Origin of the sequence: Paraprevotella xylaniphila YIT 11841 (assembly GCF_900683745.1) — a bacterium.
GTDB lineage: Bacteria > Bacteroidota > Bacteroidia > Bacteroidales > Bacteroidaceae > Paraprevotella > Paraprevotella xylaniphila.
In genome coordinates this window covers 2,291,928-2,317,156 of sequence record NZ_LR215980.1, presented here as the reverse complement: position 1 = coordinate 2,317,156, position 25,229 = coordinate 2,291,928, and the positions used below count along the sequence as shown (strand labels likewise).

Genomic DNA, 25,229 nt, shown 5'->3' with positions numbered 1-25,229 from the left:
TAAAAATAACACGGTCTATTAAAGATTTGTATCTTTGCAGCCGGAACTATTAATTAAAACAGTGTTAGTATGCGTAAAAATTATTATTTAGTCATGTCGTTGGCTGCCGTTGCGGCTCTTTCGTCATGCAAGAAGTTAGGCGAACTTTCTGCCGACAACTTTACGGTGACTCCGACTCCGTTGGAGGCGATTGCCGGTCAGGTGCCTGCCACTATCGACGGTAAATTCCCCGAGAAGTATATGAAGAAGAAAGCCGTGGTAACGGTGACTCCGGTATTGAAGTACGAAGGCGGCGAGGCTAAAGGACAGAGTGCTACGTTCCAAGGCGAAAAAGTACAAGGTAACGACCAGACTATCGCTTACAAGGCAGGCGGCACTTATACGATGAAGTCTATATTTGACTTTGTTCCGGCTATGCAGCAGTCCGATCTTTACCTGCAGTTCGATGCGAAGGTAGGCAAGAAGACGGTGTCTGTTCCTGAAGTGAAAGTGGGTTACGGGGTTATTGCCACATCTCAGTTGTTGCAGAATACCTTGGCTTCTGTGAAACCGTCTTTGGCTGCAGATGCTTATCAGCGCATTATCAAAGAAAAGCAGGAAGCTAACATTAAGTTCTTGATTCAGCAAGCCAAGTTGCGCGATTCTGAATTGAATTCTGAAAACATGAAAGAATTCATCGCAATGATGAAAGAAATCAATGACGCCAAAGAAACGCGTGCATTGAACAATATCGAGATTTCGGCTTATGCTTCTCCCGATGGAGCCCTTGATTTGAACACCCGTTTGGCTGAACAGCGTCAGGACAATTCTGAAAAGTTCCTCCAAAAGAAAATGAAAGCCAATGAGGTGACTGCCGAAGTGGATACGAAGTATACTGCTGAGGACTGGGATGGTTTCCAGGAATTGGTTTCACAGAGCAATATCCAAGATAAGGAAGTTATCTTGCGTGTACTTTCTATGTATAAGGATCCCGAGGAACGTGAAGCGCAGATTAAGAACATGTCTGCCGTATTCAAGGAATTGGCCGAGACGATTCTTCCTGAATTGCGTCGTGCACGTTTGACGATGAATTATGAAATCATCGGTCGTAGCGACGAGCAGATTGTGGCACAATTCGGTAGCGATGCCTCGAAGTTAAGCGTGGAAGAATTGCTTTATGGTGCAAACTTGGCTTCTGTATCCAATAAGGAAGCTTGGTACCAAAAGACTTCACAACTTTATCCCAACGATTACCGTGCATACAACAACCTCGGTATGTTGGCATACCAGAAAGGAGATTTGAGTGCAGCTGAAAACTATTTCAACAAGGCCAAGTCTTTGAAGGGCGATGCCGGTGAAGTGAACGCTAACTTGGCGTTGATTGCTTTAAGCAAAGGTAATGTGAAGGATGCCGAAACGTATATGGGCAAGGCTTCCGGTGCTGAAGGTTTCAACGAAGCCAATGCTGCATTGAATATTGCTAAGGGATCTTACCAACAGGCTGCCAGTGCTGCGAACGGCGTGAAGTCAAATACAGCTGCTTTGGCTCAGATTCTGAATAAGGATTATGCTGCTGCCAAGTCTACATTGAACGGCGTAGCTAATAAGGATGCTTATACTTCATATCTGTTGGCTATCGTTGCTGCCCGCACAAATGACGCAGCTGGTGTAAACACGAATTTGAAGGATGCTGTCAGCAAGGATTCTTCTTTGAAGAGCCGCGCAGTCAAGGATCTTGAATTTGCAGAATACAAATCAGCTGTTGAAAGTTTGTAATCGATGACTTTTTAGATGAAGAGATTTATTCTCTATACATTAGTAGCATTCACCCTGCTCAGTTGTGGAGGATCTGAAGGCCGGTTTCGGCTGAAAGGAGAATTCGAACACCTGCGGCAGGGTGAATTCTATATATATAGCAATGATGGAGGAACCTCAGGATTCGATACCATCAAGATTGAAGATGGACAGTTCGACTATGAAACGGACTTGAGAAACCATGCCATTTATTATCTTTTATACCCCAACTTGTCCGAACAGGTTATTTTCGGTACCTCGGGCGACGTAATTACGCTTAAGGGGGATGCCCGTAACTTGAAAAGCGTGGAGGTGAAGGGGAGTAAGCCGAATGAGGAACTGACGGCTTTTCGTTTGGAGAATAAAGATAAGGGGCTTGTTGGGATAAGGGAAGCTGCTGTGGCTTTTATGACGCATTCGCCTTCATCGCCCGTAAGTGTTTTTTTATTCAAGGAGTATTTTTTGCTTGCTAATGATGTATCGCAAGATGAGGTAAAAAAACACTATCGTGCATTGTGCGAGGCACAGCCCGACAACCTACTGCTTTTAAGTTGGCAGTCTGATATAGAAAACAGGGGGCGACTTTTGAAAAAGGGAAGCTCTTTGCCCGATTTTGTTTTTACTTTGAAAGACGGCAGGAAGGTACAGGCTTCCGATTATCGTGGGAAACCGCTTTTGGTCAATTTTTGGGCTTCGTGGGAAAGCCGTAGCCGGGCTGAAACTTTCCGTATCAGGCGGATGTTGAAAGGAAATTCCGGGAAGATAGAGGCCGTCAGTATTTCGTTGGATGTTAACGATGCGGCCCGAAAGGGAATTGAACGTATGGACAGTGTGTCGTGGACAAGCTATTGTGACTTTCAGGCGTGGAATAGTCCGTTGGTCAAACTGTTCGGCATCCGTTCCATACCTTTCTTTATATTGGTAGGGGCAGACGGTAAAGTGCTTGCTGCCGGAGCTTCTTATGAGAAGGACATAGAGCCGGAAATCAAGAAACTTTTTGAATCGCGATAAACGGGCCGTTATGTTAGTAAAGGTTTATGGTGCATCGGTCCGGGGGCTTTCTGCCATACCCGTAACCATTGAGGTGAATGCCTCAAGGGGGATTAAGTTCTTTTTGGTTGGTTTGCCGGACAATGCGGTAAAAGAGAGCCACGAGCGCATTGTGGCGGCAGTAGAAAACAGTGGATTCCGTTTCCCCTCGAAACAGTTCGTGGTCAATATGGCTCCTGCGGATATCCGTAAGGAGGGAGCGGGATATGACTTGCCCTTGGCCATCGGAATCTTGGCGACGGACGAAAAGGTGAAACTCGAAAAGTTATCCCGCACCATGATGCTTGGTGAGTTGAGCCTTGACGGTAGCTTGCAACCGGTGAAAGGGGCTTTGCTGATAGCCATCAAGGCCCGGGAGATGGGGTTTGAGCATTTGATTGTTCCAGAGCAGAATGTCCGGGAAGCCGCAGTGGTCAACCAACTTAAGGTGTATGGGGCGCGTCATATCAGTGAGGTGGTGCGTTTCTTGAATGATGAGGGAGGTCTTTTGCCTACTGAAGTAGATACACGGGCTGAATTTTATGCCCAACAGACTGAGTTTGATTTCGACTTTGCAGATGTGAAAGGCCAAGAGCATGTGAAACGGGCATTAGAGGTGGCTGCGGCAGGTGGTCATAATGTCATCATGATAGGTCCTCCCGGAAGTGGGAAATCCATGATGGCAAAGCGTTTGCCTTCTATCTTGCCTCCTTTGTCATTGGCTGAAAGTTTGGAAACCACCCAGATACATTCGGTGGCCGGAAAACTGGAGCGTGAAAGTTCGCTCATCGCCCGGCGTCCGTTCCGTTCTCCTCATCATACGATTTCGCAGATTGCCTTGGTGGGAGGAGGGGCGAATCCCCAACCCGGCGAAGTGAGTCTGGCGCATAACGGGGTGCTGTTTTGTGATGAGTTGCCGGAGTTTTCCCGTTCGGTGCTCGAAGTGTTGCGTCAGCCGCTCGAGGACCGGCAAATCAACATATCCCGTGCCAAGTATAGTGTCACTTATCCTTGTTCGTTTATGTTCGTGGCTTCCATGAATCCGTGTCCGTGCGGTTATTACAATCATCCCACGAAGGCTTGTGTCTGCACACCGGGACAGATTCACCGTTACCTGCATAAAATATCTGGGCCGTTGTTGGATCGCATAGACTTGCAGATAGAGATTACTCCTTTGTCGTTTGAAGAACTTTCGCGGACAGCTCCCGGAGAATGCAGTGCCGTGATTCGGGAGCGGGTGGTTCGTGCCCGCCGTATTCAGGAACAGCGTTATGCCGATAGCAAGGGAGTACATTGTAATGCGCAGATGACCTCTCGTCTGTTACGGGAATATGCAGCTCCTGATGAACAGGGGGTGGAGATGTTGCGGGCGGCTATGTCGCGGCTTCAGCTCTCAGCCCGTGCTTATGACCGTATTTTGCGTGTGGCTCGTACAATTGCGGATTTGGACGGGAAGGAAACTGTCGGGCTTCCCCATATAGCTGAAGCCATCGGTTACCGGAATTTGGACCGGGCCGGATGGGGAGAGTAGCTTGCATTTCACCGAAATAGGCAAAACATTCCCTTTTTTGGGGAAACTTCTTAATGCTCTCTCTTTGTATCTTTGCTTTAGGAAGTTACGAAAAGAGTGTAATTTATTGGAAATGAGCGTAGGTTAATTGCTCTTGATAGTAATAGGTTACGATTTAGTTAGTTATCTACTGCATTATCCTTCTGCGCGTTGCGTAACCTTCAAAGAACTCTTCGTATGCAAAAGTAGCTATTTAATTCGAGATTTTGATATAAACTCCCGTTTTTTATCCCCTCATTCATAAGAATTTTCCGTAAAAGCGGTATTGTCCGTCGGCACACCATTGCCCAAAACGAGTTTGGAACAAACGTGTGCCGACTACCGCATAGCTGGAGAAAAGGGCATTGCCTCACGCCTAAACGATGTTTAGACAGATGAAGCAATGCCCCTTTCTTTTGCGCCTATGCCAAGAGGTGCTTTTACGGGTTTTCAAATGATTTTTCTTTTTTCGCTGTCTCTTTTGCCGGAAGCGGAAAGTGAATGCAGAGTGTGTCAGCCTGCCCCATGAATGAAACAGGCGCCCACACACAGCCGGACAAACCGGGAAGAATGATTGTTGCCACCCGGCTGAACAAGTTCCGTCGGATCGGAAACAATCATACTTCCTTTGTTGTGGTTTGCCCTTTTCACGCTTCCGGTGATGTCTTTTTCCTTTTGGTGATTCTTTTTTTTACGGATTTTCCCCTGAAGTTTTTTTCTACACAATCTGCCTCTGTTTTCGTTTACCTCCATTTTGCGCCTTTCAGTAAGCCGCATCAGTCAGTCATTTTCGTTCTGGGCGCAAAGGTAATTCCGGGATTGGACGGGAAAGCAAGGTCAAGCCTCCTGTTTTCGGTAAAAATCTCCAGCCCTGCGGGTAGTATTTTGACCGAAAAACCTTGCATTCCCTAATCCCTACCTTTTCAAGCACCCGAAACGAAAACGACCGATGCGACAGAAAGACGCATAAAAAAAATGTCGGATAAACGAGAGGCAGATAAGATAGTTTGAAACTCAACTCCCTCAGCTCTTGAATCCGCATTAAAAACAAAAAAATCAAAAACAGCGAAGATATGACGGCAACGGCAAATTTCAGACAAATGGCGCAACACATCGGGTTGGCGATATGCGGCTTGATGATGCGCACCGCCTTCGGGGTGTTCGGCATCCTTTGGGGCATCATCAGAGAGATTGTAAACGGAGTGTTCCGAGTGGCGATAGGTGTAATCGTGGCTATCCTTTCCACCATTGCCTTCTTTGGCTTCATCCTTTGGTTATTCACCCTTTAACCCTTACCGACATGGCAAAAAGAAACAGCAAGACGGCAGCGCAGCAGTGCAGATATTACGAGGTGGACAACATCTTCGTGTATATGGTGGAAACGTACATCAACGGCAATTTTGAAACTTTCCGAAGATTGTACCACGAACTGAACAAGGACGCACGGAGGGATTTCATGGACTTCCTTCTCAGCGAGGTAGAGCCGACCTATTGGAGAGAGATACTGAAACAGATAATCTAAAAATGACAGCGATATGAAAGGAACAGACCATTTCAAGAGAACGATATATATGTACTTGGAACAGCGTGCGGAGGAAGATGCGCTATTTGCAAAGAAGTACCGCAACCCTGCCAAGAACATGGACGAGTGCGTGACCCACATTCTGAACTATGTGCAGAAAAGCGGTTGCAACGGTTTCACGGACGGAGAGATATTCGGGCAAGCCATCCACTACTATGAGGAAAACGAGATAGAGGTGGGCAAACCGATGGACTGCCAAGTGGTTGTGAACCACGTTGTGAAACTCACGGCAGAGGAAAAGGCGGAGGCACGTCAGAACGCTGTCCGCAAATACCAAGAGGAGGAACTCCGCAAGTTGCAGAACCGCCACAGACCGTCAGCGAGAAAAGAAAACCAACCCCAACCCTCATTATTTGATTTAGGCTTATGAAACCGAAGACCAAGATACAGAAAGAGGTGGCAAGACTTTCCGCCAACCTTCGCCCCATATCAGCGACACAAATAGATTGGGCATACCGCCACTGCGTTGAGCATATCGGCTACCGCACCAAGAAAGGGAACATCACCTGTTCCGACTGCGGTCACGAGTGGCACAGCGACAGCGGACTATGCGACACCCTTGAAGGCTGCACCTGCCCCAAATGCCATGCCGAACTCAAAGTGCAGGACACACGCAGACGCATCTACAAGGAAACGCAGAATTTCAGCGTGATAACCACCTGCAAAGGGTATCAGGTAATCCGCGTGGCGCAGGTCAGATGCGAGAGCAGGAAAGGCGAACCGATGCGTTTCTACTGCCACGAGGTCGTGCAGCGTTGGATTTCACCCGACGGCAAGGTTACGGACATGGCGTTGCTCCGTGGCTTCCTTTTCTGCTATTGCGATGTGTGGGCATTAGGCAGCGATATGGAGGTAAGACCGCACAACAGCCTATACGATGATGTGGTGGCAAGAAGCTGTGCATATCCAAAGATGAGGATATTGCCCCAACTCAGACGTAACGGCTTCAAGGGCGATTTCCACGGCATCTCCCCCGTGCGTCTTTTCAAAGCCTTGCTTTCAGACCCAAGAATTGAAACCCTTATGAAAGGCGGTGAGATTGAGGTCATGAAACACTTTCTTTTCAATACCCGTACTGCCGATGAATGTTGGGCATCATATCTGATTGCCAAGCGTCACAAGTATCAGATAGACAACCTCTCAATGTGGTGCGACTATCTGCGTATGCTCAAAAAACTCGGTCAAGACCTCCGTAACCCGAAGAACATCTGTCCCGAAGATTTCATGGCGGCACACGACAACGCAACCCGAAAAATTGAAGCCATACACGAGAAGGAAAGAGCCGCAGAGCAACGCCGTTGGGAGATTGAAAGGCGTGAGCGTGAGCAACAGCGACAACTCCAACGAAAGAAAGATGCGGAGGATTTCATCGCCAACAAATCCAAATTCTTCGGCTTGGTAATCACGGACGAGGAAATAATCGTCAAGGTGCTTGAAAGCATAGACGAGTATTACAACGAGGGCAAGACGCAGGGCATCTGCGTGTTTGGCAGTGGATACTACAAGAAAGCCGACACCCTCATACTATCGGCAAGGATTGGCGATGAGATTATTGAAACCGTAGAGGTGGACTTGCGAACCCTCGAAGTGGTGCAGTGCCACGGCAAGCACAACCAGGACACCGAATATCACGAGCGCATCATAGACCTTGTGAACAAGAACGCCAACCTTATCCGTGAGCGGATGAAAGCGGCATAGCATAACCCCTAAAACAACATTGATATGGAAGTAAGAATTGAAAGTATGATTTGTGTGTGGGATGATGCAATCCCCACGATGTTCCTTGAATTTGTGAACCTCCTCACTCTCACAACGAGTGAGGGGGAATTGAGAAAGAGCGTAAAGGAGTTTGCCGAGAAGCACGAACTTGACAAGTTTTTCCTTTACGGCTTCGGCTCACACCATTTCTACCTGCACCAACGCTACACAAGCAACCCCGAAATGGTGATGAAGAACAGAGTTCTGTCAGTACATTTTTAACCATCTAAAAAGCAACATTATGACAACACGAATGACCATCAACGGAGTAAGCACCTGCGCGGAAGCAGGTACGGAGAAATACGAGCGTTTCCAATCGGGTATCGGAAGACGCAGGCGGACACTTGTGCAGTACGACTACCGCCACCCCATAGACAGAGAATTGTTCTCTTGTGTCAAACCCACGTTGGACGAGTGCCGAGCCGCACGGGACAAGTGGCTGAACGCAAAGAAGGGAAAGGAGGACAGACTATGAACACGACCTATCAAACGCTGATAGTCAAGTTCAGCGAACCTATCACGGCATTGGACGGTATCTTTGACGATACCGGAGCGTGGGGAACGGACACCCTCAAGGGGTGGATAGATGATTACGAAAGCACACGTTTCACCGCCACCGACAGCCATACGGCAGTCATCACGAGCGAGTACAATATGGAATGTGTGAAAGAGTGGCTACAACGGCAGACCCCCATTTCCGAAATGCGAGAATTTTGAACGGGATGGCGGTGTCCGCACCGCCAATACTTAAAACCCTAAAAACAAAAGATATGATAGCCAAGACGATATTACAGCAGATAGGCGGAAAACGCTTCACCGCCATGACAGGTAGCCGTGATTTCATAGATATGGGCAACGGCTTACGGATGAGCCTTGCAAGGAACAAAACAAGTGCCAACCGCCTTGACATCATCTATGACGAAGGGGCAGACCTCTACAATATGCGCTTCTACCGCAGGACGTTCAGCAAAAAGACCTTTGAGTGCAAGACAAAGGACATTGCCGTACACGAGGGTATCTATTTTGATATGCTGGAGGAAATGTTCACGATGGTGACGGGACTTTACACACGCTTTTGAGTGGCGGGGCGGCGAGAGCCGCCCTACTTTCTTTCAGTGAGCATGATGGCGGACAAAGAAAGTAGCAAAGAAACCTTTGTCCAATCTGCGATAACTAAAAAATCCGCAAGTAAAACTTGCGGAGGCTATATATTGGGTCGTTATTTTTTGGTGGAGGGGAATGATAATCTCGAACCGTTGAACTACACATTTCTGCTTCGTCTCCATTTCCCCCAACGATTTGATACGTTCAATCATTTTTGTTGTTCCTTTCTGAATTTTCCTAAATACTTTCTTCATAATTTCGCTATACTTTTTATGGTTAATAACTATGTTTTGTATTGCTCTCACAACACTTACAACTTGAAGTGTTATTTGGAAACCGATAGGCAAAAATGGCTCAACGATGTCAATTAACGAGAAAATCCTACGATAATCTATCAAGTGATAGAGCAAAAGACGTGCCAAGTTAAATATGGCACGTCTTTTGCCAGTTTTGTCAGTCCTTTTATGGGATATACAACAGCGCAAACTCCGCCTTTCTCCGTTTGAGCAGCATGGCGTGGCGTTTTCCTTTGTAGTTGCAGAAGGCTATATACTCACGGTAGATGTTCCTGTCACCAGCTTCCAGCTTCTTGATTAAGGTGCTTTTGGGGATTGTTTTGCTGCCTAACAGCTTCGCCGGTCCCACATTGTAAGCTAACGTGCCAAGCAAAATCGAATCAACCCCGAATTTACGGAACATGGCGACAAATTTGCGCAGGTCTTTCCGCAAAAGTTCATCCGCATCCCGTTTTGTCATGGTTCGTGCCGAATACTTCTCGTTTGGCAAAAGTTTGTGACCCCAACCGACGTATGGGTAGTGTTTTTCTGAGTGCCAGCCTTCAAAGTAGCGGCAGCATAAAAAAGCACGTTCCATAAGCGGCAGTCGGTAGATTGCCGCCTGCCCGTCCGTTCCCTCTTGGCGGCTGATCTGCGCGGACACAGAACAGACCGTCAGAAGTGAACAGAGCATTGTCATGAATACACGCATCATTTCAACAAGGGGCTGAAGTTGCCGATGGGAACGATGGTAAGATCGTCGTCCTTTACATTCCTGTTGTTGAAGTCAAATTCCAGTTCGTAGGAGTTGCTAAAGTTATCCTCCACCACCACGATGAAATTATGCGCCTCATCACCCGCCGCCGTGTAGTACAGGCGGAATTTTTCGTTCTCCAGCAGGTAGCGGTCGTTAGGCAGGAAGGTGATGCCGTTATCCATTTTGAGCGAGCCTTCCCCCTCGAACTGGAAATAGCGGATGGTATAGAGCGTACCCGAAAAGTCGCCCTCCTTTTTCAGTTCACAGCGGATTTCCACTGTCTGCCCCTTTACTACCTTGTTCGGCACGGGCATGACCTCCACCGTGAAGGGATAGGACTGCTGGATGTCCATGTCATCGTCACATGACACGAGGGTGAATGACATGGCGGCTATCAGGCATAACGCCACTGCCTTGAATATTGATGTTCTCTTGTTTCTGTTGTTCAGTATGTTCATTGTTCTTCGATTTTTAGATGGTTGTTTTTCTGTTTTTTCGTTGTCAGTTGCAGGTACTCGTTCAAGTCCTTGCAACCGTCATAGAGGGAGGAACGGTCGGTGACACGTTCCCCGTATCGCATGGTAAGTGCGGCAAGCGTCCGCCGTCCGGCTTCGTCACGGTCGAGGAAGCAGCCGATGCGCCCGTATCCGTCCAGCAATCCCGCCGCCTTCTCCACGTTGGCGACTGAGTTCAGCACAAGACAGTCAGCGTTACCGGTTACACCAAGCGTCACGGCAGAGAGAAAGTCCATGAAGCCCTCGAACACGAGGCACTCGTCAGCCGGGATGTCATTCGCCTTTACCAGTGATACAGACTTCGGAGGTATGCAACCCTTGAAATATCGGCTTCTGACTTCATAGCCACCTGCCATGTTCGGAAAGCCAACGGCAAAATACCGTTTCCCACGCACACCGTAGTTCAAGCGGCAGCAGTGACGGGATGCGATGGCGTAAGGGATGCCCCGTTCCTCTAAATACTCCGTCAGCAGTGAGCGGAGCAGCGGAGCGACCTCCACATCCTCAAAAACGGATTCGGTCGGCTTCGAGAGATAGACGGGCTTTTCCCATCCGGCAACCGTCATATTGGCGGCTTCCGCTATGAACTTCGCTTGCTTCATGAAGTCATCGCTTTGCAGAAACTCCCCGGCAAGCGTGAAGATGTCGCCGCCCTTGCCCAAACCGAAGTCGTACCAGAGCTGTTTCGCCACGTTCACACGGAAAGAGGATGTGCGCTCGCCCCTGTACGGGGCAAGATACCACAGCTCGTTACCGCTCCTTCTGACAGGCTCATGCCCCAGCCGTGCGAGAAAATCCGCAAGCGGCATCCTTCTGACAGCATCTATTTCCGTCCTTTCCATGCCCGTGTCAGTTGATGATGAACTTGATACCGACCCCGAACTGCGTGTGGAACTTCCGTGTGTCGCCACCCCAAAGGCAACGCTCCCGCAGGTTGGCAAGCAGGGCGATACGGTCTGCCACGTAACACTCCACATCGAGCGTCAGCGCACCGCCGTAGATGAAGGCGTCCCGGTCGTGCAGCGTGGAGCCGTCATGCAGCACCTTCTTCCCCCAATTTACCGCCTCATATCCGGCGAGAGCCGAAGCCCCGGCATAGACGAAAACAATCTTTCGGGCGTCCGACAGTATCTTGAAGTAATAGCCGCCCTCCGCCGTGAACTGCGCCACGGGTATCTTGGTGTCCTTGTAGGGATTGTTCTTCAACAGGTATTCGCCACCGAACACCCACTTGTTCCCCTTCTTCGTGTAGGTGGAGAGAGCCGCCCCGAAGCTGTACCCGCCGTCCTTGCCGCCGAGATTGAAGCCGTCCGCCATGTCCGCCCTCACCTCGATGCCCTGCATCTTCGGCAGACACCGCTGGGCGTGCGCCTGCCCTGTAAAAAGGGCAAGCGACGCGATGATTATTGCGATGTACTTTCTCATGGTCAGCGTACTTGAAGTTCGTTGATGGTACCCGCGCGTACCAAATCCTCGTTCTCAATCACGAAGGACTGGTGACGGCCGCCGTTCTTCTCGTTCAATTCCACCACGAGGCACTTGTCATCGGGGATGGTGAACTTCGCCATCGTGAAGACCGTGCGCTCGCTCTTTTTGCCCGGCACGAGGGTGGCGTAGTTCTGCGCGCGGAGCGGCAGAATAATCTGCTCCTGCACGGCAGTACGCTTCGCAACCTTCTTGTCCACGATTTTCCAAGTGATGTAGTCCACATCGAAAGGCACGTTGCTCTGGTTCTTTATCTCCGTGTGGAAATAAAGCAAGCCGTTGTGCGTGTAGATGCCTTTCAACAGGTATTGGATGCCGAAACGCTTGCAGCCGATATGCTTCACCTCGCGCTTGTTCTGTTTGTGGATGGACTTCATGATAAGGCGCACCAGCATCGGGCTTTCGCTGCCCAGCTCTTTCAGATAGATTTCCTGCGCGTTGTTCGGGCGGTTCACCGTGCTGCCGTCATGGATGAAGTCGCACATCTCCACGTTGAGCAACAGCGGTTCGGCGGCGTACTTCACGTTGAAGGTGTAGAAACTGCCGTCCTCCGTGATGACGGACATATTCGTTTCGTTGGGAAAATTCCTTACGGTAGCCTTCACACGGATGATGTTCTCCGCTCCGTCGGCTTTCCCGGCAATCAGGTCGGGCGAGCCTAAATCGACATAGCGCACCTCCGCCGGAAAAATGACGTGGACGGTCTTGTCGTAGGTCACTTCCAGACCGTGCGGCGGTATCATGCGGTCGAAGGTCAGCTTGCGTGACAGCCCGTGATATAGGTCGCCGTCCGCCTCCTTCTGCGGATAGACCTCCTTCGTCAAGGTCGGTTGTTCACTTCCGTTGGTCGTTTCAACGGTTACATTCTCCTGCGCGTTGGCAGTTATGATGCCCATAGCGAGGGCAAACATGATGATTACTTTTCTCATTACTTTTGGATTTTAGTGGTAATTTTTATTGTTTTCAATATTTTTCTTGGTAAAGCATGACCCTGTACCCGGCTTTCAGATGCACCTTGACGGTTCGCATCTTTTTGGCGATGTACTGGCTCGTGCCTTGTATCAGCCCCTTGCCCAAGTCGGAGGCGAGCTGCGCCCCGGCATTGGTGGAGATGTTGATGCTGCTTCCCAGCGAGCCGCCCATGTTGGCGGCGACCTCCCGGACGGCGTTCATCTCCATCGAGTTCGGGATGAAGATGCCGGGCTGTCCGTCCGTGTCATAGACCGCAAGCTCCACGGGGATAATCGTGCCGTCGTATTCCAGCGAGGTAATCTCGATGTCGAGCCGCTCACCCTGTATCTTGCCCGTGCCGACCACCACCGCACCCCGGGGTATTGTCCTGCCTGCCACCGCCATAGGCTCCAGCAGGCGCAGCCTTACCGTCTGCCCGTCCGTCACGCTCTGCGCCCCATGCACGCACGCCGGTATGGTGTTCCTGTCCAATACCTCCGCCGTGCCGACAGCCGTGTTGAAACCCCGGTTGCGTTCCTGCGATAAGGCGGCGACAAACTCCGCGTTACTCATAGGCTGTGAGAGTGAAGAAACTACTTGATGCTCCACCTGTCTGATAGGCATTGCCTTGTTCTTCTTCCCTTTCTGCACGGTAGTTGGCTCTGCCCTCTGTTCCGCCGATGGCTGTCCTCCGTTCTGACCGCCCATGTACTTTGCCGCCAGCTCGTAGGACTTCTCCATAAGAGCCACCTGCTCGTCCATAGAGGAAGCCTTGCCCCTCTCGCTTTCCAGTTCCGACTCCAGCGATGCGATGCGCTCCAACAATTCGTCCATCTCCGCATTGTCGTTTTTCGGCTGGTCGTAGAAGTTTCCGAGCGTGGCGTTCAGGTCACGGTAGGCGGCTGCGGAGGACTGGATGGTCTGCGGCGTGGCTGGCTTTGCCCTTTCTTCCTTGCCGCCCGGATTGGCGAGGTCGAAGTCCACTCCGTTCTCCGTTCCCGCTATCTCGCGGTCGAACATGTCGCCCAGCTGCCCGATGGCACGGTTGCGGCTCTCCTGACGCTCTTCCATCTCCCCATGCTCGTAGGCTTTCAGCTTGTCGCCGATAATCTGCCGGTTCGCCTTGTCAGCGTCGGGCATCTCGGTGTTGTATCCGTCCGTTCCCGGCGGTTGCTCCTTGCCGGAGGACGGGGCGAATATCAGCCACATCGCCCCGATGAACACCAACACCATAGCGGGCAGCACGATCATCTTCTGCCGTTTCAGCCGTTGCGCCTCTGTCAGCGGTTCGCGCTCCTTTTTCGGTTTCCCCGTTTCGGGAGCAGCTTTGTTCTCTTTCGTCGGTTCATTCTTTGTCTGTTCCATATAAATAAGGTGTTAAGTGATTGCCTGTTTCCGCCGGGGTCGGCAGTTCCACCCGTCCGGCGTGTCCCGTTTCCATATGTGAGCCGTCGTTCCTGCCGATGTCATAGACGGCTCTGCCGAAGGTGTAAAGGGCAAGCACCGCGAAGGCGGCGAACATCCCCAGCACGATGCGGCGGCGTGTTTCCGGCGGCAAGCCGTCCAGATACCCTTTGAGACTTGCCGCCAAGCGTTTCCGTTTGTCGTGGAGTTTCCAATACATGCCCCACATTGATTTTCTGATACTTTTCATGTCCTGTTACCGTTTGATAGTCTGTAAATCCTTGTTCTCAATGATGGTGAAACCCTCGATGGTAAAACCGTTCGGGTTGTCATCCGACCGCGATGCGTTCAGCAGGCGGCAGGTGGTCACGAGGCTGCGCTCGGTGACGTTGCTCTGCCGGATGATTTTCTGTGTGGCGTAGGTCACGGCACGGTAGGGATAGGCGTTGAAGTCGCACACCACGCTGTCCACCTTCAGCACTTGGTTGATGTTCCCGGCGATGATGCGGTTGTAGTACCCCTTCTCCGCGAAGTCCGAATAATAGTGGTACACGCTCTTGTCCGCCAGCAGCAAGGCACGTTTCACGTTGTGTTCAATCGCGCTTTTTTCAGGTGATAGCGTGAAGAACATCTCGTGGAAACGGCGCACATGTTCCCGTGCCTCCGCCGGGCGGTTCTGCGACAAATCCTGAGACAAGGCGAGCATCAGGCTCTTGCCGTTGTCCAGCACATAGATTTTCTCCCGTTGCTTCTCTGCGAAACGGTAGGAGTTCCACACGCTCCACACCGTCACCACGGCGCACAGCGAGAGGAAGACGATACCGAACAGGCGTATCTGCCTGAACGACGATTCGATGTTTCTAAGTGATTTGAATTCCATTTATATTTTCCAATTTATGATTGCACATTGATTATTTCAGCAATTTGCCGACACGTCCGACTGCGTTTCCTGCGGCTGCACCCGCCACGCTGCCCGCCATGCTTCCGGCTCGTCCCGCCATCTGGTTCACGTTGCGACCGTAACCGCCCATGCCTCCGGCTTGGATAATCCAGCCCGCAACGGTGGGAATGGTAAAGTAGCCGATGATGCCGATGCAGAGGAATACGATATACACCCCGTCGCTCGAATCCAGCGAGAAGTTCGGGTCTGCCTGCATCCGCTCGATGTCGTTTTGCAGCATCAGAACCTGTATCTTCGCCAGTATGGTGCTGAACATGTCCGATACCGGTAGCCACAGATAGACCTGTATATAGCGGCATATCCACTGCGTGAGCGTGTTTTGGAAACCGTCCCATACCGACAGGGCGAAGGCTATCGGACCGAGAATCGCCAGCACCACGAGAAAGAAGGTGCGGACGGTGTCTATCACGAGGGCGGCGGCTTGGAACAGCAGTTCGAGTATCTCGCGGAAGAAGTCGCGGATGCTCTTCTTCATGTTGTACATTCCCCGGTCGATATACATTCCCGCCATCGTCACCATGTCGGAGGGCGACCAGCCGAGTTCCTCCAGTTGCTTGTCAAATTCCTCGTTGGACACGAGGTAGGCGGTTTCGGGGTTGCGTACCATCGCCTCGTATTCCAGTTTGTCCTTCTGCTCCCGGTATCGGTTCATGTCCAGCGTTTCCGCCTCCAGCATCTTTGCCGTGCCCTGTACGACGGGTGAGAGGATGCTGTTTATCGTGCCCAGCACCACAGTCGGGAAGAACATGATGCACAGACCGATGGCAAAAGGACGGAGCATCGGGAATACGTCTATCGGTTCAGCTCTCGCCAGCGACTGCCATACCCGGTAGGCGACGTAGAACAGCGCACCCAGCCCGGCGATGCCTTTCGCCACACCAGCCATGTCCCCACACAGCGGCATCATCTGCTCATAAAGTGAACGTAAAATCTGATGAAGGTTGTCGAACTTCATAGGCTACCAGTATCTTTCGTTCATGTTCCCGTACAGCCCCATGATGCGGTCGAGGTCGTTCTTCTTTTTCGCACGCAGGTAACTCACGGAGATGTTCTTGTTCGTGTAGTAGCTCACGAGGTTGCGGTAACGCTTCATCTTCGAGTGGCAGCGTTCCACCACGTCCATGCGCTCCTTGTCGGTCATGGAGAGCGTGGTGATGTTCACCACGTTCCTGAGTTCCGTCAACACTTCGTTGCTTTCCTCCAGCAGTTTCGTGTAGCCGAAAGCGATTGCGGAAAGCTCTTCGGGTCTGAAATTCCCGTCACGGAGCATCCGTTGGAAACTGTTCACATAGATGTCTGTGATGTCGCCCACCATCAGGATGGTCTGCTGCACCTTGCGGGCGTCCTTGACCAGATTGTTCACCGATTTGAGGGCATCGTAATACTTCTTGCCCTGCTGATAGATTTTCACCGTCTCCTGAAAGTTGCTCACCATGTTCGTGGCGGTCTTGGAGGTATGGATGATGTTTTTGGAGGCATTGATGATGCCCTGCGCTAGATTGCCCGGATCGCTTACGACCCACTGTGCGCTTGCCCTGCCCGCGAAAAGCAGGCACAGGCAGATAATCATTGTTATTCTTGTTCTCATGTTACTTTGGATTTTAGTGGTTGTTATTCTTCGGTCGGATGTCCCGGCTGCGGCTTCACCCGCACATAGTCCCCGTTTGGCGAGAAAGTCAGCACATCCGTGGCCTCGTTGTAGGACACGTCGATGCGGAAGCCGGTGTTCATGAACAGGTTGCCGTTCTCCTCCTGCAAGAGATAGGTTTCCGGCTTGAGCTTGCGGCGCAGACCGCTACGACGGAACACCGTCACTTTGTAGGCTTCGCCCTCCTTGTAGATAAGCACGTCAGGTTTTCCCTCCACGCTCTCCCAGTTCCCGCACAGCATGTCGCGGCGGTTGTCGGCCACGTCGCAGGATTGCAGCATCATGACCGCCAATCCGATAAGGCACTTGCTGACTTGCAGCATTTTCACTTTTGGTAAATTCATACGCGTTTTTCTTTTTTGGTTGATACATTCTGTTTTTTAGTTATTCCTTGTTTCTCCGCCTTTCGGCAAGCTGCCGGATGGCGGCTTCGATGTCGTCGCCCAGCTTCTCCGCCAGACGGTAAACCTCCACTTTTTCCGTTTCCTCGGTGGTGTACGCCAGATACTCTTCCGCGCTGACCTCCGTGGCATAGACCGCCGACTGCGTGCCGCCCAAGCCTATCCACACCTCCTTGTAGAGCCGTGAAGGGTTGTTCGCCATGTTGATGGAGAGTATCTGCGACTTCTCCTTTTCCGTCAGTCCGAGCAACGCCTGTATCTGGTCGAACTTGTTCATATATTTCCTTTGGTCAAGCAGGATTTTACAATCCGAGTTGTTGATAATGCTCTCTTTGACCACCGGAGAACTGATAATGTCGTCCACCTCCTGCGTCACCACGATTGCCTCGCCGTAATATTTTCTGACCGTCTTATACATATAGCGCAGATATTCAGCCATGTTCGCCGATGAGAGGGCCTTCCAAGCCTCTTCCACGATAAGCTGTTTCCGCACGCCTTTCAGCCGCCGCATCTTGTTGATGAAGGCTTCCATGATGATGATGGTCACGACGGGGAACAGTTCGCGGTTTTCTTTAATCGAATCTATCTCGAAGACGATGAACCGCTTGCCGAGCAGGTCGATGTTCTCCGTGGAGTTGAGCAGGAAATCGTAACGCCCGCCCCGGTAATACTGCCGCATGGTGGTGAGCATGTTGTCGATGTTGAAGTCGGACTTCTCCACCTTGATGTCACGCTGTGCCAGTTCCTTGCGGTAGTCGTCACGCATATACTCGTAGAAGGTGTTGAACGACGGCACGATGCTACGGTCGGATTGGATGCGCTCAATATAGGCACTCACGGCACTGCCCAGCTCGCCGCTCTCCGTCTTTGTCACCTTGTCGTCCTCCGACTTCCAGAGCGTCAGCAACAGGGTCTTGATGCTGTCCTTCTTCTCCACGTCGAAGATGTAATCGTCGGTGTAGAACGGGTTGAAGCTGATGGGCTTATCTTCCGTGTAGGTGAAATACACACCGTCCGCTCCGCCTGTCTTGCGTCGGATCATGCCGCACAAGCCCTGATAGGAGTTTCCCGTGTCCACCAATACCACATGTGCGCCTTGCTCATAATATTGGCGCACGAGGTGGTTCATGAAGAAAGACTTGCCGCTGCCCGAAGGACCCAGCACGAACTTGTTGCGGTTGGTCGTGATACCTCGCTTCATGGGCAGGTCGGAGATGTCAAGGTGCAGCGGTTTTCCCGTGAGCCTGTCCACCATCTTGATGCCGAAGGGCGAGAGCGAGCTGCGGTAGTTGGTTTCCTCTGTGAACAGGCACACCGCCTGTTCGATGAAGGTGTGGAAACTCTCTTCCGCCGGGAAGTCCGCCGCATTGCCGGGTATCGCCGCCCAGTAGAGTGTCGGGCAGTCGATGGTGTTGTGGCGCGGCACGCATTCCATGCTTGCCAACTGGCTGCCCACGTCGTTCTTGATATGCTTCAGTTCCTCCGCATCGTCGCTCCACGCCATGACGTTGAAGTGTGCCCGTACCGAGGTCAGTCCGTAGGAATGGGCTTCGTTCAGGTATTGGTCTATCCACTCGCGGTTGATGCTGTTGCTCCTTGAATAGCGAGATAGCGACTGCATGTTACGGGCGGACTTCTCGAACTTCTGCAAGGTTTCCTCACTGTTGTCTATCAGCACATACTGGTTGTAGATATGGTTGCAGGAGAGCAGAAGCCCCACCGGGGAGGCGAATGACAGTCGGCAGTCACTCCGGTCGGTGGAGAGCTTCTCGTAACGGGTGTCGGTAGCCACCTTGCCCGGCAGGTCTTCCGCGTCGGAGAGGGTGTGCAGACACAGGCGGTTGTCGCCGATGCGCATCTCCCTTGCCGAAAGCTCGATGTCCTGCAAGGTGGTGTCACCTTCCGGCATGAGCGAGAAGTAGCGTTCAATAAGTCCCGTCTTTCCCTCAGTACCCACAATCTCATCGGTGGAGAGGCGGCGCAGCCTGACAAGCCCGCTGTCGTTCATGATGCGCTCGAACTGTTCGCAGGCTTCCAAGAACTTGGTCGTGGTTTCCCTGTCCAGCTCCTTCGGGATGATATGTCCCCGGCACAGCGTGCTGAAATTGCTCTGCATCCGGTTACGCTCCTTTGTTGTCTTGGTCAGGTAGAGGTAGCAGGTGTGTTTCAGGTACGGACGCTCGTTGAAGTGACGCTCGAAAGAGCGGCTTAAAAAGCTCATGTCGTCCTTCTGAAGCTCCGGTTTGTAGCGTTCCTTGATGAACCAGTCCTGTTTGTGGACGACGGAGTAGTCCGGCAGCACCTTGATAGCCTTGCACCAGCAACTGTGTATCGCCTCGTACTCCGCACCCGTCACGGTGTAAAGTTCCGGTAGTTCCACCTCGAAAGCCACCGTGATGTCGGCGTCCTTTGAGATGATGCAGCCATGCTCCACCGCTAAAAGTGGGAACCTGTTTTCCAGTGTTGTCATTTTCGATGTATTCCTCATTGTCTTTCTTCCTTTCGTTGTCGTTTGAACAGACGGGTTATCCGCCGCCGGTTGATAAGGTATCGGGGATGGCTCCGTGCCGCTCCTAATTTCATCAGCCCGTGTTCACCGTACCGGGCGTTCAGCGCGAAGGTCTGCCATACAAGGAGGGAGGACGATGCCGCGCCGAAGCCGATACATATCCACTGGTCGATACCGACCATGTAGAGGATGACGAACAGGACGAAGAGAGCCAGCAGACCTCCGCAGAAGATGAAGAGGTACTGTGCCTTCAAGCCCTTGAACTCTACCGGACGGCCGATACCCTTGTTGATTGGGTATTCAGCCATACATTATTTATTAAAGGAAGAATGAGCGCAGGATGGTGGCGGCAACAATCAGGAAGATGCACGCGCCGAACCACGAGGCGGCTGTCTTGCTGGTGTCGGGGTCGCCCGATGAAAACTTGCCGTACACTTTTACGCCCCCGATAAGCCCGACGACTGCACCGATGGCGTATATCAGTTTAGTTCCGGGGTCGAAATAAGAACTCACCATAGAGGTGGCTTCGTTGATGCCCGCGATGCCGTTTCCCTGCGCGAAAGCGGAGGCGGTTGCGGCGATGACAAGTGCCGCGGAGAGGATTGCTTTTCTGTTTTTCAAGATGTTCTTGTTCATAAACTGTTCTTGTTTTTTGCCGTCAAAAGGGTGGATGGTCCTTTGTCGGGCGGTTGATACTTTGTTTCTTTACTTTGGTTTTAGTGGATGCCCGTTTGTTTCCACGGACGTGGGCGTGTCCGTTGCGGATGGGGATGCGCCTTGCGTTTCCTCGCCGCGTGGGTTGATGTCATTCTTTCATGTTCATTTCTTTTATTGTTGTCATACATAGTTGCGAATGTCGAACTCCTCGATGTTGTCCGGCACGACGAACTCCTTTTCAGATTTCTTCAGCCGAATCTCGATAAGCCCCTTGATGCGGATGCCTATCTCCGAAGAGCCTTCCATCATTTTCTCGTACAACTCCGTGCCCTCCATGTCGGTGAACACCTTAGCCGCCTTTTCACGTTCCGCCTGTGTCGCGTCCGGGTTTTTGGCGGTCTTGCAGGCGTCGTCAATCTCGTCAAAGCTGCTGCCCGAAGCCCGTGGCGTGTCCGAGGCGTCCTCTTCCGGTTCGTCGTCCCCGTATCCCAGTTCCTCCGGCGGTATGCTCGTGAAGGTCTCATCGAGTTTTTCCTCCGGGACTTGTGCCGGGCGGGATGCGTTTCCCGTTTTTCCGTCGTCAAAAGTAGCCTCTTCCTCCGACAGCTCAATGCCTTTTTCAATAGTGGCGGCTTCTTGCGTCGGTATGGCAGCGGTTGTCCGGGTGGATGCCATCCTGAAACGGCTCTTGCCGATGATGTCCGCCTTTTCCGCAGGGACTTCCTCGTGTGCCGCTATGCGTTTAGCCTCATTCCCGTCCAGTGACCGCCATAATCCGACAATGCCCTTGAAGAAGCGGACAATCCGCGTGTCCATGATGCGCTCGTAAAGGAGCAGGAACAGGAACCAGAGGTTGCAGCCGACCGATACCGCCAGCAGAATGTCTGTCATGCTGATTGTGTAATTCATATCCTTCCGTTTTTGGTTAGAATACTGAATTGTAATTTCGGGCATAAAGGCTCTTTATCGCATCTTCGCACTGGTTGAAGTGGTGCGTCAGCACATGGTCGATGTAAGCGGACAGCGTAAGCCGGTCATGCCCGATTACACGGGTGATACGCATGATACGCTCGTGGTACTCCGGGCGCACATACGCCATCTTCCCCTCACGTGCCTTTACTTCCGGGTCGCGGATGAACAGGCGTTCATAGTCCTTCTCACTGCATTTGCCGCTTACCGGGACAGGCGACAGTATTTCCACACTCGCCTGCACTTGGGTAAACATACCTCCGCAGTCTTGCTGTGGTCTTTTTTCATTCGGTGTCATTTCTTTTTCCATTTTCAAATCAGATCTTCACGTTGTTTCTTGTACAGTTCGTTGATTCTCTCCTTGTGCTGTTCCAGATGCTGGCGCAGCACGGTATCCACATATCCGCCTACTGAGATTTCCCCTCCGGCGATGTCGTTCACGATTCTGAGGATCTTGCCGTGGACGTCACGGCTGATATAGACACATTGGCGGGTCTTTATCTCGTTGCGGCGCAGGAATAGCTCGTTGTAGTCCTCGTCCTGCCTTTTCCGGCGTCCACTTTCCCTCTGCGCTTTTTCCCGTGTTACGGGTTGCACAGGAGATGGTTCCGGTGCGGCGGTGTCCTCTTCGGTCGGTGCAGCTGCGGGTACTTCCTGTGCGGGGCGCAGTGTCCCGTCCTGTGTGCGCCGCCCGATGGAGGCTAACAGCAGTTCCTCGTCGATGCCTTCCGTGTTCACTTTCCTGCTGCCCATGCTCACTGCGGTCTGATGATGTCGCTTATCTCTTCGGAAAACTCCCGGATGCCACTCCCTTTCAGCAGTGCCGTGTCCATCGGGAAGATGGTGGAGCGGAAAACGCTCTTGCGCTCTTCCGAAAGGTCACGGCGGAACTTCTTGCTGTCGGGCAAGCGGGTGGAAAGTACCGGAAAGCCCATTTCGGCTATCACTTCCTCGTAGATGCCGTACAAGTCGTTCCTCTCCCTGCCGTCCACCATCGTCCAGAACAGATGCAGCCCCTTTGTTTTCGCCTGTCCGGTAGTCATCAGCCTGTCGCGGAACATCGTGACGAATTTCAGGGTACTCTCCACGACAAAGCGGTCGGCACTCAGCGGAGTGAAAATGTAGTCCATCTGCGAGAGCGTCTTTATCACGCCGTTGCTTCGGAGTGTGCCGGGCATGTCGAAGAACACCACGTCGGGTTTCACGTCCTCAGTGGCAATCATCCTCTCGGCATCGTCGAGGGCGTTCACCGCATTGCTTTTGACGATGGTGTAGGCGTTCTTTTTGATCCGGCGGAAATGGTCGCAAGCGAGAGCCTTGAAGTAGGTGCTGCTGTCGATAAGCCCCATTTCGTGTTCGCGCAGCCCGTGGATGCTGTGCTGCGGGTCGTCGCAGTCCACGACGGCGACATTGTAGCCTTTCACGTTGTGCAGGTAGCTGGCGGCAAGTGCCGTGACAGTGGATTTGCCGATGCCACCTTTCTGTGTTGCGAATGCAACGAAGATTTCCTTACTCATAGTTCCATTTATTTTAATTGTTGATGATTTGTTTTTCTGTTTCCATACGGATTTGGCTGTCGCACCATCCGCTTCCGTGACTACACACGCAGGCGGGTCGTCGCGTATCCGGTTCTGTGGTGAAGCGGTGCGTCGGACAAATGGTGATTGACGACATTGCGTCATGAAGTCATTGAATCCATACGTCACCGAATTGTCGGAGAACCGGGTTTCCGACGGTTCGGGTATCCGTTTCGGCAAGTATCCGAAGAAGCGGATTTCCGGGTATTTGAATGTTCCGTTTATCATATCTTCAAATCGTTCGTTTCTTGAATCATGCTGCAAATAAACAAGTATATTTTGGAACCTGTATCACTTCTCCGGCAAGTGGCGGCACGTTGCGCCGGTTGGCAGTCATTGACCGGGTCAAGCATCTGTCCGATACCGCTTTAAGGGCGTAACTTTGCACCCGGACAGCAGGGTTCGCCGATGACGCGCGGCCCGGAGTCCTGAAAGGTATTTTCCCAATCCGTCCCCTGACGGATTTTTATGTTCACCTGAACATAGCAAGATGTCTTTTCAGCCGCTCAAAATATTTTGAGCAGCCACGAAAAGCACTTGCCCTTGCAGGGGGCGGGCTTTCCCTCCGAAGTCGGGAAGCCTTTCAGAACTGCGGTGCTGTAATCCGAAGCGGCGGCTTATGCCGTCAATCCGCTAAATCCAAAGTAATATGAAAGAGAAAAGGAAAAGCAAATCAGGGAGAAATCCCAAACTTGATCCGGCGGTGTACCGGTACACCGTCCGTTTCAACGAGGAGGAACACAACCGTTTCCTCGCCATGTTCGGAAAATCGGGTGTCTATGCACGGTCTGTTTTCCTCAAAGCGCACTTCTTCGGGCAACCGTTCAAGGTGCTGAAGGTGGACAAGACGTTGGTGGACTATTACACCAAACTGTCGGATTTTCATGCACAATTCCGTGCCGTGGGTACGAATTACAACCAAGTCGTGAAGGAACTGAGGCTGCATTTTTCAGAGAAAAAGGCGATGGCGTTGCTCTACAAATTAGAGCAACACACCGTCGAACTCGTGAAACTGAGCCGCCGGATTGTGGAACTTTCAAGGGAAATGGAGGCAAAATGGTCGCAAAAATCAGTGTAGGAAGTTCGTTGTACGGCGCGATTGCCTACAACGGGGAGAAGATTAACGAGGCGCAGGGGCGGCTTCTCACCACCAACCGCATCTACAATGACGGTTCGGGAACGGTGGACATAGGCAAGGCGATGGAGGGTTTTCTCACCTTCCTGCCACCGCAGATGAAGATCGAGAAGCCGGTGGTGCATATCTCTCTCAACCCGCACCCGGAGGATGTGCTGACCGATATTGAGTTGCAGAATATCGCCCGCGAGTATCTGGAAAAACTCGGTTTCGGAAACCAGCCTTATCTTGTATTCAAGCACGAGGACATCGACCGCCACCACCTGCACATCGTGACGGTCAACGTGGACGAGAACGGGAAAAGGCTCAACCGGGATTTTCTCTACCGCCGCAGCGACCGTATCCGCAGGGAACTGGAACAGAAGTACGGATTGCATCCGGCAGAACGTAAAAATCAGAGATTGGATAATCCGTTGCGCAAGGTGGCCGCATCGGCAGGTGATGTGAAGAAGCAGGTAGGCAACACCGTGAAGGCTCTGAATGGGCAGTACCGTTTCCAGACGATGGGCGAATACCGTGCGCTCCTTTCCTTATATAATATGACGGTGGAGGAAGCGAGGGGCAACGTGCGCGGACGGGAGTATCACGGGCTGGTCTATTCCGTCACGGACGACAAGGGTAACAAGGTGGGCAACCCGTTCAAATCCTCGCTTTTCGGGAAGTCCGCAGGCTATGAAGCCGTACAGAAGAAGTTTGTCCGTTCCAAATCGGAAATCAAGGATAGGAAACTGGCAGACATGACGAAACGCACCGTCCTTTCCGTGCTGCAAGGCACTTATGACAAGGACAAATTTGTATCCCAACTCAAAGAGAAGGGCATCGACACCGTACTGCGCTACACAGAGGAAGGGCGCATCTATGGGGCTACCTTCATCGACCACCGCACGGGATGCGTGCTGAACGGTTCGCGCATGGGTAAGGAGCTTTCGGCGAATGCCTTGCAGGAACACTTCACCCTGCCATACGCCGGACAACCGCCGATACCGCTATCCATCCCTGTGGATGCTGCGGACAAGGCACACGGGCAGACCGCCTACGACAGTGAAGATATATCGGGCGGTATGGGCTTGCTCACTCCCGAAGGTCCGGCGGTAGATGCCGAGGAAGAGGCTTTCATCCGGGCGATGAAGCGCAAAAAGAAGAAAAAACGCAAGGGCTTGGGTATGTAATCAGAGTATCAACAATTAAAA

Annotated in this window: 33 protein-coding genes; 14 read left to right on the top strand and 19 right to left on the bottom strand. The window is 51.8% G+C overall.

Features of this window, described 5'->3' with window-relative positions; all coding sequences use genetic code 11:
* Window positions 1-69 precede the first annotated feature (69 nt).
* From E0E47_RS10035 to E0E47_RS09970, 12 genes are all read left to right on the top strand, one after another.
* Entirely contained in the window at window positions 70-1,755 is a 1,686-nt protein-coding gene (locus E0E47_RS10035) for a tetratricopeptide repeat protein (RefSeq protein WP_008628285.1), read from the top strand.
* A 15-nt stretch (window positions 1,756-1,770) separates the two neighbouring features.
* Window positions 1,771-2,784, top strand: a complete 1,014-nt coding sequence (locus E0E47_RS10030) for a TlpA disulfide reductase family protein (RefSeq protein WP_130893570.1) — start codon at window positions 1,771-1,773, stop codon at window positions 2,782-2,784.
* A gap of 10 nt (window positions 2,785-2,794) precedes the next feature.
* Window positions 2,795-4,333, top strand: coding sequence for a YifB family Mg chelatase-like AAA ATPase (locus tag E0E47_RS10025; protein WP_008628281.1), 1,539 nt, complete (start codon window positions 2,795-2,797; stop codon window positions 4,331-4,333).
* 543 nt (window positions 4,334-4,876) lie between these two features.
* The gene (locus E0E47_RS10015; RefSeq protein WP_009126113.1) at window positions 4,877-5,263 is read left to right on the top strand and encodes a hypothetical protein; all 387 of its coding nucleotides are present in this window, start codon (window positions 4,877-4,879) and stop codon (window positions 5,261-5,263) included.
* Between the two features lie 161 nt (window positions 5,264-5,424).
* Window positions 5,425-5,640: a hypothetical protein gene (locus tag E0E47_RS10005; RefSeq protein WP_004291535.1), complete on the top strand. Its 216-nt coding sequence runs from the start codon at window positions 5,425-5,427 to the stop codon at window positions 5,638-5,640.
* A gap of 11 nt (window positions 5,641-5,651) precedes the next feature.
* Window positions 5,652-5,873 (top strand): hypothetical protein, encoded by a 222-nt coding sequence (locus E0E47_RS10000; RefSeq protein ID WP_004291534.1) that lies wholly within the window; start codon window positions 5,652-5,654, stop codon window positions 5,871-5,873.
* A gap of 13 nt (window positions 5,874-5,886) precedes the next feature.
* A complete protein-coding gene (locus E0E47_RS09995; protein WP_004291533.1) occupies window positions 5,887-6,303 on the top strand; it encodes a PcfK-like family protein in 417 nt (138 codons plus the stop codon).
* Complete coding sequence (locus E0E47_RS09990) at window positions 6,300-7,631, top strand: PcfJ domain-containing protein (RefSeq protein ID WP_004291532.1); 1,332 nt, start codon at window positions 6,300-6,302, stop codon at window positions 7,629-7,631. Before E0E47_RS09995 ends, E0E47_RS09990 begins: the two co-directional genes overlap by 4 nt.
* A 24-nt stretch (window positions 7,632-7,655) precedes the next feature.
* Window positions 7,656-7,913 carry a hypothetical protein gene (locus tag E0E47_RS09985; RefSeq protein WP_004291531.1) on the top strand — a complete coding sequence of 86 codons (258 nt, stop codon included), beginning with the start codon at window positions 7,656-7,658 and terminating at the stop codon, window positions 7,911-7,913.
* Window positions 7,914-7,932: 19 nt separating this feature from the next.
* Window positions 7,933-8,166, top strand: a complete 234-nt coding sequence (locus E0E47_RS09980) for a DUF3873 domain-containing protein (RefSeq protein WP_004304291.1) — start codon at window positions 7,933-7,935, stop codon at window positions 8,164-8,166.
* Window positions 8,163-8,408, top strand: coding sequence for a DUF6956 domain-containing protein (locus tag E0E47_RS09975; RefSeq protein WP_004291529.1), 246 nt, complete (start codon window positions 8,163-8,165; stop codon window positions 8,406-8,408). The genes E0E47_RS09980 and E0E47_RS09975 overlap by 4 nt, the downstream gene beginning before the upstream one ends.
* Window positions 8,409-8,461: 53 nt before the next feature.
* Window positions 8,462-8,770: a hypothetical protein gene (locus E0E47_RS09970; RefSeq protein ID WP_004304290.1), complete on the top strand. Its 309-nt coding sequence runs from the start codon at window positions 8,462-8,464 to the stop codon at window positions 8,768-8,770.
* Between the two features lie 33 nt (window positions 8,771-8,803).
* Here the strand turns inward: E0E47_RS09970 and E0E47_RS17805 are convergent, their stop codons facing one another.
* The 19 genes from E0E47_RS17805 to E0E47_RS09875 form a co-directional block, all read right to left on the bottom strand.
* The gene (locus E0E47_RS17805) at window positions 8,804-9,193 is read right to left on the bottom strand and encodes a hypothetical protein (protein WP_004291527.1); all 390 of its coding nucleotides are present in this window, start codon (window positions 9,191-9,193) and stop codon (window positions 8,804-8,806) included.
* 64 nt (window positions 9,194-9,257) lie between these two features.
* Window positions 9,258-9,785 (bottom strand): glycoside hydrolase family protein, encoded by a 528-nt coding sequence (locus tag E0E47_RS09960; RefSeq protein ID WP_004291526.1) that lies wholly within the window; start codon window positions 9,783-9,785, stop codon window positions 9,258-9,260.
* Window positions 9,782-10,285, bottom strand: a complete 504-nt coding sequence (locus E0E47_RS09955) for a DUF3872 domain-containing protein (protein ID WP_004291525.1) — start codon at window positions 10,283-10,285, stop codon at window positions 9,782-9,784. Before E0E47_RS09955 ends, E0E47_RS09960 begins: the two co-directional genes overlap by 4 nt.
* On the bottom strand, window positions 10,282-11,184 hold the full coding sequence (locus tag E0E47_RS09950) for a toprim domain-containing protein (RefSeq protein WP_004291524.1): 903 nt from the start codon (window positions 11,182-11,184) through the stop codon (window positions 10,282-10,284). Before E0E47_RS09950 ends, E0E47_RS09955 begins: the two co-directional genes overlap by 4 nt.
* A 7-nt stretch (window positions 11,185-11,191) precedes the next feature.
* Complete coding sequence (locus E0E47_RS09945) at window positions 11,192-11,767, bottom strand: conjugal transfer protein TraO (protein ID WP_004291523.1); 576 nt, start codon at window positions 11,765-11,767, stop codon at window positions 11,192-11,194.
* 2 nt (window positions 11,768-11,769) lie between these two features.
* The gene (traN, locus tag E0E47_RS09940) at window positions 11,770-12,756 is read right to left on the bottom strand and encodes a conjugative transposon protein TraN (protein ID WP_004291522.1); all 987 of its coding nucleotides are present in this window, start codon (window positions 12,754-12,756) and stop codon (window positions 11,770-11,772) included.
* A gap of 34 nt (window positions 12,757-12,790) precedes the next feature.
* Window positions 12,791-14,143, bottom strand: a complete 1,353-nt coding sequence (gene traM / locus E0E47_RS09935) for a conjugative transposon protein TraM (RefSeq protein WP_004291521.1) — start codon at window positions 14,141-14,143, stop codon at window positions 12,791-12,793.
* Window positions 14,124-14,411, bottom strand: a complete 288-nt coding sequence (locus tag E0E47_RS09930) for a TraL conjugative transposon family protein (protein ID WP_018697145.1) — start codon at window positions 14,409-14,411, stop codon at window positions 14,124-14,126. Before E0E47_RS09930 ends, traM begins: the two co-directional genes overlap by 20 nt.
* 27 nt (window positions 14,412-14,438) lie before the next feature.
* Window positions 14,439-15,062 carry a conjugative transposon protein TraK gene (gene traK, locus E0E47_RS09925; protein ID WP_004291519.1) on the bottom strand — a complete coding sequence of 208 codons (624 nt, stop codon included), beginning with the start codon at window positions 15,060-15,062 and terminating at the stop codon, window positions 14,439-14,441.
* A gap of 31 nt (window positions 15,063-15,093) precedes the next feature.
* Window positions 15,094-16,098 carry a conjugative transposon protein TraJ gene (traJ, locus tag E0E47_RS09920; protein WP_004291518.1) on the bottom strand — a complete coding sequence of 335 codons (1,005 nt, stop codon included), beginning with the start codon at window positions 16,096-16,098 and terminating at the stop codon, window positions 15,094-15,096.
* Window positions 16,099-16,101: 3 nt separating this feature from the next.
* Window positions 16,102-16,731, bottom strand: a complete 630-nt coding sequence (locus tag E0E47_RS09915) for a DUF4141 domain-containing protein (RefSeq protein WP_004304283.1) — start codon at window positions 16,729-16,731, stop codon at window positions 16,102-16,104.
* A 23-nt stretch (window positions 16,732-16,754) separates the two neighbouring features.
* Window positions 16,755-17,135: a DUF3876 domain-containing protein gene (locus E0E47_RS09910; RefSeq protein ID WP_004291516.1), complete on the bottom strand. Its 381-nt coding sequence runs from the start codon at window positions 17,133-17,135 to the stop codon at window positions 16,755-16,757.
* A 40-nt stretch (window positions 17,136-17,175) separates the two neighbouring features.
* Window positions 17,176-19,680 carry a TraG family conjugative transposon ATPase gene (locus E0E47_RS09905; RefSeq protein WP_004291515.1) on the bottom strand — a complete coding sequence of 835 codons (2,505 nt, stop codon included), beginning with the start codon at window positions 19,678-19,680 and terminating at the stop codon, window positions 17,176-17,178.
* Complete coding sequence (locus E0E47_RS09900; RefSeq protein WP_004291514.1) at window positions 19,677-20,009, bottom strand: DUF4133 domain-containing protein; 333 nt, start codon at window positions 20,007-20,009, stop codon at window positions 19,677-19,679. The genes E0E47_RS09905 and E0E47_RS09900 overlap by 4 nt, the downstream gene beginning before the upstream one ends.
* 10 nt (window positions 20,010-20,019) lie before the next feature.
* Window positions 20,020-20,337, bottom strand: a complete 318-nt coding sequence (locus E0E47_RS09895) for a DUF4134 domain-containing protein (protein ID WP_002560983.1) — start codon at window positions 20,335-20,337, stop codon at window positions 20,020-20,022.
* 201 nt (window positions 20,338-20,538) lie between these two features.
* On the bottom strand, window positions 20,539-21,267 hold the full coding sequence (locus E0E47_RS09890; protein WP_004304280.1) for a hypothetical protein: 729 nt from the start codon (window positions 21,265-21,267) through the stop codon (window positions 20,539-20,541).
* Between the two features lie 16 nt (window positions 21,268-21,283).
* Window positions 21,284-21,637, bottom strand: a complete 354-nt coding sequence (locus E0E47_RS09885; protein WP_004291505.1) for a DUF3408 domain-containing protein — start codon at window positions 21,635-21,637, stop codon at window positions 21,284-21,286.
* A gap of 2 nt (window positions 21,638-21,639) precedes the next feature.
* On the bottom strand, window positions 21,640-22,080 hold the full coding sequence (locus E0E47_RS09880; protein ID WP_004291503.1) for a DUF3408 domain-containing protein: 441 nt from the start codon (window positions 22,078-22,080) through the stop codon (window positions 21,640-21,642).
* Window positions 22,081-22,082: 2 nt separating this feature from the next.
* Window positions 22,083-23,132 (bottom strand): ParA family protein, encoded by a 1,050-nt coding sequence (locus E0E47_RS09875; protein WP_004291492.1) that lies wholly within the window; start codon window positions 23,130-23,132, stop codon window positions 22,083-22,085.
* A gap of 421 nt (window positions 23,133-23,553) precedes the next feature.
* Between E0E47_RS09875 and mobA the strand changes: the two genes are divergently transcribed.
* Entirely contained in the window at window positions 23,554-23,982 is a 429-nt protein-coding gene (gene mobA, locus E0E47_RS09860) for a conjugal transfer protein MobA (RefSeq protein WP_004291488.1), read from the top strand.
* On the top strand, window positions 23,961-25,208 hold the full coding sequence (mobB, locus tag E0E47_RS09855; RefSeq protein ID WP_004291483.1) for a conjugal transfer protein MobB: 1,248 nt from the start codon (window positions 23,961-23,963) through the stop codon (window positions 25,206-25,208). The genes mobA and mobB overlap by 22 nt, the downstream gene beginning before the upstream one ends.
* Window positions 25,209-25,229 lie beyond the last annotated feature (21 nt).